This window comes from Herbaspirillum sp. RTI4, assembly GCF_034313965.1.
Classification (GTDB): Bacteria; Pseudomonadota; Gammaproteobacteria; order Burkholderiales; family Burkholderiaceae_D; genus Herbaspirillum.
The window spans coordinates 1,215,407-1,229,599 of the sequence record NZ_JAVIWQ010000002.1 but is presented as its reverse complement, the minus strand read 5'-3'; the positions used below and the strand labels follow the sequence as shown (position 1 = coordinate 1,229,599).

At 51.6% G+C, this 14,193-nt stretch carries 12 protein-coding genes; 6 read left to right on the top strand and 6 right to left on the bottom strand.

From position 1 onward, the window contains the following. Positions 1–245: 245 nt before the first annotated feature. The 6 genes from RGU70_RS05800 to RGU70_RS05775 all read right to left on the bottom strand — a co-directional run bounded on the left by RGU70_RS05800 (position 246) and on the right by RGU70_RS05775 (position 5,073). Complete coding sequence (locus RGU70_RS05800) at positions 246–1,313, bottom strand: NAD(P)-dependent alcohol dehydrogenase (RefSeq protein WP_322208446.1); 1,068 nt, start codon at positions 1,311–1,313, stop codon at positions 246–248. 146 nt (positions 1,314–1,459) lie between these two features. Continuing rightward, on the bottom strand, positions 1,460–2,467 hold the full coding sequence (locus RGU70_RS05795) for an NAD(P)/FAD-dependent oxidoreductase (RefSeq protein WP_322208444.1): 1,008 nt from the start codon (positions 2,465–2,467) through the stop codon (positions 1,460–1,462). A 74-nt stretch (positions 2,468–2,541) separates the two neighbouring features. Beyond that, on the bottom strand, positions 2,542–2,781 hold the full coding sequence (locus tag RGU70_RS05790; protein ID WP_322208443.1) for a TIGR02450 family Trp-rich protein: 240 nt from the start codon (positions 2,779–2,781) through the stop codon (positions 2,542–2,544). Between the two features lie 2 nt (positions 2,782–2,783). Then, entirely contained in the window at positions 2,784–3,209 is a 426-nt protein-coding gene (locus RGU70_RS05785) for a BLUF domain-containing protein (protein WP_322208442.1), read from the bottom strand. A gap of 15 nt (positions 3,210–3,224) precedes the next feature. Continuing rightward, the gene (gene folE, locus RGU70_RS05780; protein WP_322208441.1) at positions 3,225–3,932 is read right to left on the bottom strand and encodes a GTP cyclohydrolase I; all 708 of its coding nucleotides are present in this window, start codon (positions 3,930–3,932) and stop codon (positions 3,225–3,227) included. 124 nt (positions 3,933–4,056) lie between these two features. Continuing rightward, positions 4,057–5,073: a MerR family transcriptional regulator gene (locus RGU70_RS05775; protein ID WP_322208440.1), complete on the bottom strand. Its 1,017-nt coding sequence runs from the start codon at positions 5,071–5,073 to the stop codon at positions 4,057–4,059. A 148-nt stretch (positions 5,074–5,221) separates the two neighbouring features. On the opposite strand from RGU70_RS05775, the gene RGU70_RS05770 reads away from it, so the two are divergent. The 6 genes from RGU70_RS05770 to RGU70_RS05745 all read left to right on the top strand — a co-directional run bounded on the left by RGU70_RS05770 (position 5,222) and on the right by RGU70_RS05745 (position 14,180). Then, positions 5,222–5,530: a high-potential iron-sulfur protein gene (locus RGU70_RS05770; protein ID WP_322208439.1), complete on the top strand. Its 309-nt coding sequence runs from the start codon at positions 5,222–5,224 to the stop codon at positions 5,528–5,530. Between the two features lie 444 nt (positions 5,531–5,974). Beyond that, positions 5,975–8,776, top strand: a complete 2,802-nt coding sequence (locus RGU70_RS05765; protein ID WP_322208438.1) for a type VI secretion system Vgr family protein — start codon at positions 5,975–5,977, stop codon at positions 8,774–8,776. A 63-nt stretch (positions 8,777–8,839) separates the two neighbouring features. Beyond that, the gene (locus tag RGU70_RS05760) at positions 8,840–10,945 is read left to right on the top strand and encodes a LysM peptidoglycan-binding domain-containing protein (protein ID WP_322208437.1); all 2,106 of its coding nucleotides are present in this window, start codon (positions 8,840–8,842) and stop codon (positions 10,943–10,945) included. Beyond that, positions 10,938–11,732, top strand: coding sequence for a hypothetical protein (locus RGU70_RS05755; RefSeq protein ID WP_322208436.1), 795 nt, complete (start codon positions 10,938–10,940; stop codon positions 11,730–11,732). The genes RGU70_RS05760 and RGU70_RS05755 overlap by 8 nt, the downstream gene beginning before the upstream one ends. A 91-nt stretch (positions 11,733–11,823) precedes the next feature. Next, the gene (locus RGU70_RS05750; RefSeq protein ID WP_322208435.1) at positions 11,824–13,431 is read left to right on the top strand and encodes a hypothetical protein; all 1,608 of its coding nucleotides are present in this window, start codon (positions 11,824–11,826) and stop codon (positions 13,429–13,431) included. Next, positions 13,428–14,180, top strand: a complete 753-nt coding sequence (locus tag RGU70_RS05745) for a hypothetical protein (RefSeq protein ID WP_322208434.1) — start codon at positions 13,428–13,430, stop codon at positions 14,178–14,180. The genes RGU70_RS05750 and RGU70_RS05745 overlap by 4 nt, the downstream gene beginning before the upstream one ends. Positions 14,181–14,193 lie beyond the last annotated feature (13 nt).

The window sequence follows — 14,193 nt, the reverse complement described above, 5'->3', positions numbered from 1 at the left end:
TTGACGGATACGCTAAAAGCCCGCGCCTGCAGGCGCAAAGTGAAGTTCTACGAGGAAAATAATAATGGGAGTCTGGCAGGTGCCTATCGAAGATAATTCACCCCCTCCAGCAAGAATTTTTAAAAGCGAGCGCGCAGCAAAAAGGCTTGCACAACGCAAAGTCGTGCAAGCCTTGGGTACTGCGGGGATCAGAATAAAGATACGGCCGACGGGGGCAGCGCCTCGCCTGTCGCCCTTAGGCCGTCTTAGGCAGCCTTCTTTTCCTTTGTCAGCGATGCCATGTCGATCACGAAGCGGTATTTGACGTCGCTCTTGAGCATTCTTTCGTAGGCCTGATTGATATCTTGAATGTCGATCAGTTCGATATCGGAAGTAATGCCATGCTCGGCGCAAAAGTCGAGCATCTCTTGTGTTTCCGCAATACCGCCAATCAGGGAACCGGCCAGATGACGGCGCTTGAAAATCAGATTCGCCACCGAAGGAGACGGATGCGGGAATTCAGGCACGCCCACCAGCGTCATGGTGCCTTCGCGCTTGAGCAGGACCAAAAACGCGTCCAGCTCATGTGAAGCGGCCACGGTATTGAGAATGAAATCGAAGCTGTTGAGATGCGCCGCCATTTGTTCCGGATCTTTGGAAATGACGACTTCGTCGGCACCGAGTCGCAAAGCATCGGCTTTTTTGCTGACCGAGGTTGTGAACAGGACGACATGCGCGCCCATGGCATGCGCCAGTTTGACGCCCATGTGGCCCAAACCGCCCAGACCAACGATACCGACCTTGTGTCCTGGGCCGACTTTCCAGTGGCGCAGCGGGGAAAACGTGGTGATACCCGCGCACAGCAGGGGTGAAGCAGCAGCCGGGTCGAGTTTTTCCGAGACATGCAAAACGAAGTTTTCATTGACCACGATATTGTTTGAATAGCCGCCGTAAGTCTGGCCGCCAGTCTGCTTTTCCGGATCGTTGTAGGTGCCGGTAAAGCCATTTTCGCAATACTGTTCGAGTCCTTCGTCGCAGCTGCCGCAATGCTGACAAGAATCCACCATACAGCCAACGCCGGCAATCTGGCCGACCATGAATTTCTTCACATGCGAGCCGACCGCTGTGACGCGACCGACAATTTCATGTCCTGGCACGACCGGAAAAATGGCGTTATGCCATTCGTCGCGGACCGTATGCAAGTCCGAATGGCATACCCCGCAAAACAGGATTTCGATTTGCACATCGTGTGCGCCGGGATCGCGGCGCTCAAAAGAAAATGGTGCTAATCCGCTATCGGCTGCCTGCGCCGCATATCCTGTTGATTTGATCATGAGATTATTCCTTTATGGCCGAAAAGACAGGCCGTTTGCGCCTGCCGTGAAAAGACCATGGTAACGTCAATCCCACATTGATGTTGCCAATGAGCAAAAGAAGAAGCCAACGTCAACATCTCATGCGCAGCCATTTTGCCGGGGAACTAGCTTGCTACGTCCAGTGGCAGACCGAAGGATTCCACCATCTTGCGCGCCAGTGCCTGACCGCTCAGCCAAGCCCCCTCGACCTTGCCGCCGTGGAGCCAGTCGCCGCACAGACCAAGTCCCGCGTCGGCCTGCCATGCGCAACCTCCCGCTACTGCCGACTCGGTGCTGGCATACAGCCAGCGGTGCGCGGTCCAGGTGTGCGGCACGGTGCCGCCCAGTTGGGAAAAAGCCGCCAGCAAGTCTGCCGCGATGCTGCCAGCAGCTTGTTCCAGATGCGCTTCGCTCCACTCAGCGGTGGCATGCAAGAGCCAGGTTTCTTTGCCGCTGCGACCGGGTTTGCTGGTATCACGGGCAACCCAGCGTAACGGGCCTTGATTGACGAAAGCGGCGTCAAACGGCAAACCGATGGGCTCATCGAAACGCAACATCAGCGACCAGCAAGGCCGCATGGTGGCGCTTGTTGCGATCGCCGCCAGCGCAGTGGCGGATTGCGGCAGCAATGCCGCCGCCTGTGGTGCGGGTATGGCCAGTATGACTGCGTCAAAATGGGTATCGAGCAAACCCTCTTCGGCGGATTCAATCTGCCAGCCGTCCGAATGAGGATGCAATTGCCGCACCGTGATACCGGCGCACACCGTCAGTGTCTTCGCCAGCCAGCCGGCCGCTGAATTCATTGCCGGCACGCCGACGAATCGCTCTATTGATGAGTTCATCGGCGTCGTCGTCTTGCCATCGTAGGCATGCAATTTCGGCGTCCACAATGCAGCGACGCCGGCTTCTTTCCAGCGCGCCACTTCGGCACTAAATGCGGGACTGCGCGCGGTGAAATACTGCGCGCCATGATCGCACTGCCCATCGTCGCTCCGGCGTGTGCTCATGCGACCAGAGGGACCGCGGCTCTTTTCAAACACGCTGATCTGAACGCCTGCTTTTTGCAGCGCAGCGGCGCAGGACAAACCGGCCAGCCCTGCGCCAATCACGGCGAAATGAAGTGTTGGAGTCATACCATTTTTCCTGATTGATGCCATTCCCAAGGGGAAGTACGCAAGGGGGAATGCGCAGGTGAATCGACAGGCTGCTAGAGCCAGCCCTGCCGCCACTGAAGCGTGTCGGTAAGTTCGCGCCAGTGCAGGCTGAAACTGCGCCCGGAATGCACCGCCTCCAGCTCGATGAGTTCGATTGCGGTCGCAGGAGGTTCCGGCAGAAATACCCGGGTCACGATGAAATGCTTTTCTTTATTGGCGGGCGTGACGGCGGTCCATTTACTCTTGAACAGCTTGTCGGGATTGAGCCGCGGCGCCGGAATGACCGGCGCCACGTTCAGGAGCGCCCCACGATGGCGGCAGCCGCCATCAGATCGTCAATCATTGCCAGCGAATTTTTACCCGACATACGGTGCGGATTGAGCTCCGGCAATTCGGAATAGCGCAGCAGAGTCGAGACATTGATCTTGCCCAGATTGGCCTGACCCATGGTCCACCCGGCGTAGCGGCGTTCGTTGATTTCCTCGTAGTGCAGCAGCACGACATCGGTATGGCGCGGATCGCGCAAAATCTTGGAGTACAGCGTGTTGACCGCATCGCGCCCACCTTCAAGCACCTGCATGTACACCTCATCGCTATGGCAAAGAATGCCGGTAATGCCACGCGCCGGATTATTGGAACGCGAGTGCTGCATGATGTCCTGCAAATCGGAAGCAAACGAAGTCCCGACGGCGCGGCTGGCGTATAAGAGTCGAACTAGCATGATGGCCTTTTTCAATTAACGTTTGATTAATGAGAGAAACTCGCGCCGCAACGACGGATTTTTCTGGAACGAACCATGCATCACGCTGTTGACCATCTGCGCGCCCATGTCCTTGACACCTCGCCACTGCATGCAGAAATGGTCGGCTTCCATCACTACCGCCAAGCCATCCGGCTGCATTTTTTCCTGAAGGATGTCGGCTAACTGCACAACGGCCTCTTCCTGAATCTGCGGACGGCTCATGATCCAGTTGGCAATGCGTGCGTATTTCGACAAGCCGATCAGATTCGAATGCTCGTTTGGCATCACGCCTATCCACACCTTGCCGATCACCGGGCATAAATGATGGGAACAGGAGCTGCGCACTGTGATGGGGCCGATGATCATCAGCTCGTTCAGATGCGCGGCGTTGGGAAACTCCGTCACTGGCGGCATCGGAACATAGCGTCCGTTAAACACTTCGTTGATGAACATCTTGGCTACACGGCGACCGGTGTCGTGGGTATTGTGGTCGCTGGCGGTATCGATGACCAGGCTTTCCAGAACGCCCTGCAGCTTGCCGCTCACTTCCGCCAGCAAGGCATCGAGTTCGCCGGGCTCAATGTAATCGGCGATATTGTCATTGGCATGGAAACGTTTTTTATCCGCCACCAGCCGTTCGCGAATACGCTGCGATACCGGCACGTTCACGGCCTTGAATTCAGGTGTCAAATCAGATGACATGCGGGTTCCTTAAAATAGATACAAGATACAAAATACACAACAAGCTTCACTTTTGCGCCGCAGTCTGCTGTCAGGCAGACACCGGCAGATTCCCTACGGCGAATTAAGCATCAATATCGCAGTTTCATGCGATGCCCGGAGGCCGCATGACCGGCAACGGCAAACCTTCGGCACGTGCCAGCCGCTCCATCGCAAACTCCAGTATTTCACGCGCCTGGCCTGCGGCCAGCAACATATCCTGATGTAACAAGGCATCGTACGGATTACTTGCACCACACTGCGCACTGTAACGCTCAAAACTGCCGAGCATGAGTAAAATTTCCGACAGATGACGCGGACATTCGCATTCCACCTTATTACCTGCCGCCATCAGTTCAGTCAATGCCTGCTCATCCAGACGGCGCGGTCCCGGCACAGCCCCGGCACCCCGCGCAACCACTACCGCCGACGGGTGCGCCGCCAGCGCGGTTTCACACAATAAAACAATTTCTTCCAGATCAGGCGGAACCCGGGCCACCAGATACCCCTGGGAACGTAGCTGACGAATCGTTACACTGGCGCAAAAGCGATACAGCACCACTACCGCGGCCGCCCCGACAGCCTGTCGCGCCTCACCGATCTGCAACAAGGCCGACTCAGCCAGCTCCGACAGTTCGATCAACAACACATCGACCTGAACCCCGTTCAATGCCTGCGCCGCGCCATCCAGATTGTCACAAGTACGCAACACATCAAATGCCAGATTGCCGCGTCCGCCGGTCGCCATGCGCCGCACCAGCGCCGTCCCCACCAGAGCTACCCGCATCGGGTACGCCGGGGCGCTGACCTCCACCGCATGGGGCAACTCCAGCTGCGCCAGCTGAGCGAACGACAAAGCCGCCAGCGCGCCAATAGGGTGACCCTGGTCGACCAGTCTCTTGATCAGACCAAGACGACGCACCTGCTCGCCCGAATACAGGCGCTGTCCATGGGCAGAACGCTGCGGCGCGGAAACGCTGTAGCGTCGCTCCCACACGCGCAAAGTCTCCACCGACAAACCCGCCAGACGAGCCGCTACCCCGCTGCGATAAGCCCCGACCGCAAAGGCGTCGCTGCTATCGCCGGAGTCAGCATCTGTCACAAAAGAAGGAATTTCCGCCATATTGAACCGGGGTTAAGTAGTTGTTTTATTGCCATGAACCGGCATTGAACCGTTTATTCTATATTATATCGAGTCAGCACTAGACAATATTTGAATATAAGCCTAGATTCCCTAAGGTCTTTATTCAACCCACCACAGAAAGCCCACCATGCTTACTCGTCGCTCATTTTTAAACGCCCTCCCCGCCAGCGTCCTGGCACTGGGCATTGCCCGCAACGCCACCGCGCAAGCCGCCAAGCTGGCAGAAACCGATCCGACCGCCGTCGCCCTCGGTTACAAAGCCGACGCGACCAAAGTCGATATCAAGAAAGCCCCGGCCTACGTCAGCGGCCGCGTCTGTAGCGGTTGCCAGTTGTATCAAGGCAAAGCAGGCGAAGCGACCGGCCCCTGCGGCGCATTTGGCGGCAAGCTGGTCAGCGCCAAGGGCTGGTGTGTGGCGTGGGTGAAGAAAGCGTAATTTCAGGAAACATCTGATGCAGTAGTGCGGGCAGCAAATTCAGGGGGGAAGTGCCTCCCTGAATTGCTCCCGCGCCTCAGTGCTTATTAGTGCTTATTAGTGCTTATTAGTGCTTATTAGTGCTTATTAATGCTTAATATCGCTTTTTAAATTCATCAGCGGCTCATCAAGTAACAATGCAGACCGCCAGCCTTCCAACGGACAGACTGGGTCACCAGCACTTTTCACACCATTCCCACGCGCCCTGCAACCTCAAGACCCTCCGTCTCGCCATTCACTCCCATCCATTCCGAAATCATTCGGCACTTCTGAATGCGCTGCTCGGATCGCGGTAAGGCCCTAAAAATATACCGAGCATTTACCGGACAAGTCATTGCCCACAGATTGACGCTTTTTGGCAGATGCCTAGACTAGCAAGGATTCTTCTTTCACAGAATCCACCGCATGCTGCCCCCCATCAAAGACCTCGAACGCTGGATCTACAACCGCCAGCACAAACGCATCCTCACCCTCGATTTCCCCGATAACAACTGCCCCCAGAGCGGCCCCGAACGCTACCAGCGCGACGCGCTCTTTGTTCCCAATCGTCTCGACGCCGACGAAGGCCTTTCCCGCGATTTCACCTACACCGTCGAAGTCCTGTCCGACGATCCGCGCATTCCTCTGACTGAGGTGCTAGGCAAGCTGGTCACGCTCTCGCTCAAACGCAAAGACGGCAGCCTGCGTTACTTCAACGGCTACGTGTTCGAATTCGGCCTCGAGCGCTGCGAAGGTAACGTCGTGTTTTACCGCATGGTGTTGAAGCCGTGGATGGCTTTTCTTCGCCAGCGCAAGAACAACGCCGTGTTTTGTCACCAGACCCTCAACGATCAGGCGCTGGAAATCTTCCGTCACTACCCCTCCATCCGCTGTGACTACCGCTATGCGTTCCCGAGCGGCCACGCTTACCTCAAGCTCATGCACATGGGCTGTCAGTTCAACGAAACCGATGCCAATTATCTGCATCGCCGTTGGGAAGCGTTAGGTCTCAGTTATCGCTACGAACACACCGAGCGCGGCCACCAGCTCATGCTGTGTCACAACACCGCGCAGGAAGCGCAACCGATCGATGGACGCAATCCCGACATCCGTTTCCACAGCGAAGACAACGACGCCGAACAGCACGAGGCCATCCACACCTGGCGCCCGGGACGCACCATCTCTCACGGCAGCCGCACCACCACCGCCTACAATTTCAAAACCGCGCATCTGCCCAGCCATCAAGCCTGGGCCACGAGCCCCAATGCGCAAGGCAGGAACGTCCCCCAAATAGAAAGCCACGACTACGTCGGTGCCTACAGCTGCGAGCATAGTCAAAACGGCTACGGCGACACGCAGGCGCGTTATCGCATGGATGAAACCGACGCGCAGGCCAAACAGCACCCGATGGCCGGCAACAACCGCTACGTCGCCCCGGGTCGCTGGTTCCAGATGCGCAAACATCCGCGCCTGCGCGATCTGCTGGGCTTTGATGTCCGCGAAGAAAAACAACGCTTCCTCATCATCGACGTGCGTCACACCGTCACCAATAACTACCTGCAAGAAAACGAACCGGCCGACTACCGCAACACGCTCAACTGCATCCGCAAAAACATCGTCTGGCGACCCGGCCCCGGCTACAGCAGCAACGACACCCGCATCCACGGCACGCAGACCGCACTGGTGGTCGGCTACGAGCAAGGCGAAATCGCCACCGACAAATACGGCCGTCTGCGCGTGCAATTTCACTGGGACTTGCTCGGCAAGAAAACCCCGCTCAGCTCGGCCTGGGTGCGCATGGCCACACCGTGGGCCGGCAACATGCACGGCCTGCACACGCTGCCGCGACCCGGGCAGGAAGTCGTCGTCACCTGGCTCGATGGCAACCCCGACCATCCGCTCATTCTCGGCAGCGTGCATAACGGCTGCAACCCACCGCCCTGGAATTTGCCGAGCGAGAAAGCGTTAACGGGCCTGCGCAGCCGCGAACTGATTCCCGGAAAAAGCAACTTCGGGAGTGGGCGCAGCAACCACCTTATTCTCGACGACACGCTCGATCAAATTCAGGCGCAGCTCAAAAGCGATCACCAGAATAGTCAGCTTTCGCTGGGATTTATTACCCGCATCGAGGACAACTACGGAAGAAAGGAAGCGCGCGGAGAAGGCTGGGAATTGCGCACCGACGGATGGGGCGTCGCCCGCGCAGGAAAAGGCTTGCTGATCACCACCGAACCACGCCCGAACGCGGCGTCGTCGATCAAAGACATGGGCGAAACGGTGCAACGCCTCAATGCGCAGCGCGAACAGCATGTCGCGCTATCCGATCTGGCGCAGCAGCACGGCGCAAGGGATAGCGATAGTCAACACAGCGAGGTCTTGCGCGCGCTCAAAGAACAAAGCGATGCCATCCGGGGCGGCGTTGGCACGGAAGCCGGTTTCCCGGAACTGCGCGACCCGCATCTGGTGCTGTCCAGTGCCGCCGGAATTGCCACCACCACGCACGATTCCACCCACATCACGAGCGATCAGCACACGGTACTGACCACGGGCAAAGACCTGTCCATCGCCAATGGCGGCAATCTGTTCGCCAGCGTCCGGCAGGCCTTCCGGCTCTTCGTCCACAAGGCGGGAATGAAGATGGTGGCTGCCGCCGGCGATATCGACTTGCAGGCACTCTCGAACAGCATCAATTTGCTGGCCAAGCTGGAAATCACGCAAACCGCCAACCGCATCAGCATCACGGCCAAGGAAGAGGTCGTGATCAATGGCGGGGGAAGTTATGTCCGGCTCAACGCAGGCGGGATTGAACATGGCACGAATGGCGGGTTTGTGGCGCATGCGGCTTCGCATAGCCTTACCGGCCCCAAGAGTTTGGTCGCCGATATTCCACTGACCAAAGTAAGGCAAGAGGGGCCGCACGTCATTTCAGTGCTGGCGCATAGCGCGGCAGGTCTTGCGTTAAAAGACGCGATGGTGAACTTTTTTGATACTGACAAAGAACAAGACCATCAACTTGCGCATAAAGAGCTGGGAGGCGGAGGAGAGACATCGGAACTGGAAGCCGAACACAACCAACCATATCAGGCATTGGTCGGCTACGAAGGCTGGAATGCGCATTTCCACGAAGAAATGGTGGAAGACGATGAGGAAGAGGAATTCGATATCGGCCACGACACGCTGGAAGAACATCCCACCGACGGGCTGATCATTCCGAGAAACTTAGGATGAAGTCGGGACTAGCGGAATCAACGCTATTGCATGTGTCGCAAGGTAAATAGAAAGGAGATCGGAGTGCAGGAATACATCGTAAAAAAAGGCGACAGCCTGTGGAAAATTGCGAAGCGCTATCAAACCAGCGTAGAAGCCTTAGCGTTTGCCAATAAATTGAAGGGACGGCACATTCACGCCTTAAGAATCGGCCAGAAATTGCACCTTCCCGGCGAAACAGATCAGGATCCCGACACAATATTGAAAGTGAAATTCAAGGCACTGGATGCGACCGAATTCACTCCCAAAAAAGTGATGGTCGAACACGACGGGAAAAAAGAGACGCATATCCTGAGCAAGGACAAGCCGCTGATGCTCCAGATTGCCGACCATGCACAGGGCCTGAAAATCTGGATCGAAGACCTCAGCAAAAAAATGGTGCAAGTCATGGATCAAACCTTGCTCCCCATTGGTGAGCGGGTACTGTCTATCCAGTCCCGCAAAGTCAAAGTCCAGGGCAATCTCTTACCAAAAAAAGGGACGGCCAACACCAGCGCTGAAGCAGTGAAATCCCAGACCGCCAGCAAGGCCGACAAAACCGGCGGCAAGCTAGCGCAGGCACAAACGCGCATCGAAGACGGCAAACCGGTGCATGTCGTCGCCACCGTCCATACGGATAACAACCTGCTGCTGTGCCCGGGAAACGAGCCCTTCCGCGCCGATCTGATCGCCGCGGCCAAACACGGCCTGAGCCCCCAGGCGTTGGCGGCAATGATCGATGCGGAAGCACGTAAGAAAGATTCGTCTGGGGCTTGGGACGAACGCAGCAATGAACAATTTCCGAGCAGGCCGCAGGGACTGGCGCAGTTTTTTGTCCCCGCATGGAAAGCCGTCTTTAACAATACGGCCTCGCAGCTTTGCAAGGATTGCAAAGGCCTGACAGAAAAAGAGTTGCTGGAAAAAAGACTGGAAGCCAAATACGCCATCGATGCGGCCGCCGTCTATGCCAAAGCCAACCTGGAGCAATTTGAAAAATCGAGTCGGATTGCCGTATCCGGTTTGCCGCCGGACGAAAAAGCCAAAATTGCCTATCTCTTGCACCATGAAGGAGTCGGTGGATTGGCCCGTCTATTGTCGAAAGACAATCCCTACGACGCCAAGGAAGCCACCACACGCTTGAAAGGGCAATTAGGAAAAAGTGAGACCCGGACACAGGAGTACATCAAACAGTATGGTTCCGACCCCCTCGCGGCTTACAAGGGCTGGCTTTACACGCACACGGACACCCATATCAATGTCCGACATTTTATGGTCAAGGACATCGACAAATCCGCCAAACCCGTGCGGACTACAACAGAAATCATTGCCGATATATGCGCGCAACCCTTAATCCCCAAACCGGCACCACGCAAAGCCGTCGCGGCAAAGCATCCAGCACCAAGCGCGCCGGCGGTAAAAAAACCGGCTGTACCGCCTGCGCATTCCCCCGCCAAACCGACACCTGCCGCTGCGCCACAATCGGGACCTGGTGTCGCACCCTCGACAGAAGTATCGGCAACGGCACAAACGGAATCTGTGGCGGCAAGTCACAGCGACGATGAATCGAAATGGTTTGATCCGCTGGAGGTTTGTACGATTCGGGATCAAGCGCTCGCCGACCTAAAAGGAGGCTTATTTGGCATGACTAGAAAAAAAGGGAAAAGATTACATCAAGGTATTGATTTAGCCGCAGACACGGGAACGCCGATTATTGCGGTTGCCAATGGAACAATTACGATGTATCCAGGTATTAAAGGGGATACGAAAGATTATGGCGACAGACTCATTCTTCTAGTGAGCATTAATGATCTTCCACCAGACAAGGCAGGTTTAGTTAAAAAAATACATGAAACGAATGGGAATAAAGGAAATACAAAAGTAATAGGTTTTGCTTATGCACACTTAAGTGAATATGAATATGAGATTCCTAAAAATAAAAAATTTATTAAAGTTAATGCTGGAGATAAAATCGGAAAAACAGGAACAACTGGGGGCGCTTATAAAATGAAAACTATTAAGCAAGGAGGTCATTTACATTTTGAAGTTTTAATAGAGCCACCACTGATGCCAAAAGGATTAGCAAAGAGGGCAGATCCCTTACCATTTATTAGCCACTGCACAAATATAAATGAGGTAAAAAAATATGTTTAATATTATATATATAATTTTTATATATTTTTTTATATTTAATAATTCATTCTCACAAGAAAATAATGCGCCGAATTATATTGATAATTGCATATCAGATATTTGCAAAGAAATTCAGATAAATAATATTAAAATAGATGGGCATTTAAAATATATAAAAGAATCTGAATCTGACACCAGAAGCTTTAAAGATACTCGCATCTACTCTCTTGAAACTGAAAAAATAAAATTACTTATTCCACTTATAAAATCAATCGGATTAACCATTCAGTTTTATCCAGGAAAAGGATATTTTGAAATAAAAAAACCTGGATTTAAACAAGTATTTGATTTTGGCAATACTTACTCCCAAGAAAAAGATTATTGCCGGAAATATTACATTCGCGTTATTGATGCATCATCTTCACACATGGTACTTGAAAAATATTGCACCCCATTTGAAATAATGAAAGGAATATACGAGCAAAATGTATCTTATATTCTGTATGACATGAATTTTGCAGAGATGAAAATAATATATTTATATACAACATATGACGATATAAAATATCCGTTTATTGCAAACGATCCAAATATTATAAAAATAAAAAATGGATACAAACTAAGCTGGAGCTTCAAAACAAAAAAAGATGAATTTAGATGGGATATAAATAAAAAATATCTAAGAAAAATTAATATCAATAAAAAACAATTTTTAGGATGCGATCCCACGAATAAAATAGTTGATGCAAATTATGAAGGTGTTTTGTGCTCCTTTGGAACATTCAATTTAGTATATAAAAGCAATTAATTTGAATGGATTTTTAGAATTCGATCCAGCAAAATCAAAGTCCAAGACAATCTCCTAAAAAAAGGAACAACTACCGTCCGCACTAAAACTGATGAAATCCTATATTGTCAGCAAAACCGGCGGCAAGCTAGCGCAGGCACAAACGCGCATCGAAGACGGCAAACCGGTGCATGTCGTCGCCACCGTCCATACGGATAACAACCTGCTGCTGTGCCCGGGAAACGAGCCCTTCCGCGCCGATCTGATCGCCGCGGCCAAACACGGCCTGAGCCCCCAGGCGTTGGCGGCAATGATCGATGCGGAAGCGCGTAAGAAAGATTCGTCTGGGGCTTGGGACGAACGCAGCAATGAACAATTTCCGAGCAGGCCGCAGGGACTGGCGCAGTTTTTTGTCCCCGCATGGAAAGCCGTCTTTAACAATACGGCCTCGCAGCTTTGCAAGGATTGCAAAGGCCTAACAGAAAAAGAGTTGCTGGAAAAAAGACTGGAAGCCAAATACGCCATCGATGCGGCCGCCGTCTATGCCAAAGCCAACCTGGAGCAATTTGAAAAATCGAGTCGGATTGCCGTTTCCGGTTTGCCGCCGGACGAAAAAGCCAAAATTGCCTATCTCTTGCACCATGAAGGAGTCGGTGGATTGGCCCGTCTATTGTCGAAAGACAATCCCTACGACGCCAAGGAAGCCACCACGCGCTTGAAAGGGCAATTAGGCAAAAGTGAAACCCGGACACAGGAGTACATCAAACAGTATGGTTCCGACCCCCTCGCGGCTTACAAGGGCTGGCTTTACACGCACACGGACACCCATATCAATGTCCGGCATTTTATGGTCAAGGACATCGACAAATCCGCCAAACCCGTGCGGACTACAGCAGAAATCATTGCCGATATATGCGTGCAACCCTTAATCCCCAAACCGGCACCACGCAAAGCCGTCGCGGCAAAGCATCCAGCACCAAGCGCGCCGGCGGTAAAAAAACCGGCTGTACCGCCTGCGCATTCCCCCGCCAAACCGTCTGCACCCGTTGCACCAAAAACTGAATCAAACGATTCGCCCTCGAAAGCAATGCCAGCAACGCCACAAACGGAATCTGTGGCGGCAAGTCACAGCGACGATGAATCTAAGTGGTTTGATCCGCTGGAGGTTTGTACGCTTCGGGTGCACCACCTCAGGAGCATCAAGGGAGCGTTATTTGGCATGACGAGAAAAGATGGAAAAAAAGCGCATCAAGGTATTGATTTGGCGGCAGATACGGGAACGCCGATTATTGCAGTTGCTAATGGAATAATCAGGATGTATCCAGATGCTCCAGATGTAGATTATGGAAATAGACTTGTTCTTCAAGTAAAAATAGATGACCTTCCATCCGACAAAGCTGCATTGGTAAAAAAAATACATAAAGAAAATGGCAATAAAGGAGACACAAAAATAATAGGTTTTGCGTATTCGCATTTAAGTGAATATGAATATCCTCCGCGTAAAGATGGGCAACCTATAACGGTTTATGCCGGGGAGAAAATCGGAAAAACAGGAACGACAGGAAATGCTAATGGGATGAAAACCATTGCTCAAGGAGGACATTTACATTTTGAAGTACGAATAAATCCAATTAGATTTATAACCGGACTAGAAAATAGGGCAGATCCCCTACCATTTATTAATAACTGCACAAATATTAAAGAGGTTAAAAAAGCGTGAAAAAAATTATATTAACGATATCCTTATATTTTTTAACTTTGAATTCTTCCTTCTCACAAATTAGAATTAATAATGAAGCATCAGAAAATGCGCTATACAATATAAAATATATAAGAGATTCTGAATCTGATACAAATAGCTTTAAAGAAGTAAGGATATACTCCCTTGAAAAAGATAAAAATAAATTGATTATCCCACTAATAAAATCTATTGGATTAATAATTCAATATTACCCAGGAAAAGGACACTTAGAAATAAAAAAACCCGGCTTCAGACAAGTATTCGATTTTGGCGAAACTTATGCGCCTGAAAAAAACTATTGTCGTGAATATTACATTCGAGTTATTGACGCATCATCTTCCCACATGGTGTTAGAAAAATATTGCACTCCCTTTGAAATAATGAAAAATATTTATGAGCAAGATGTACATTACATATTGTACGATATGGAATCAGCAGAAATGAAAATAATATATATTGACATCGCCAATGATAAAGATACTAAATATCCATTTATTAAAAAAGATCCAGAAATAAAAAAAATTAATAATGGATATAATTTAGATTGGATATTCACAACGAAAACAGATCAATACAATTGGGACGTAAATATTAAATATATAAAGAAATTTAATAAAGAAAAAAAAGCATATTTGCTCTGTAGTTCCAAACAAAAAGTAGGCAATGTATATGATAAGGGCGACTTATGTTCTTTTGGATTTTATGATCTAATATATAAAAATAATTAACCAAACAAAATAA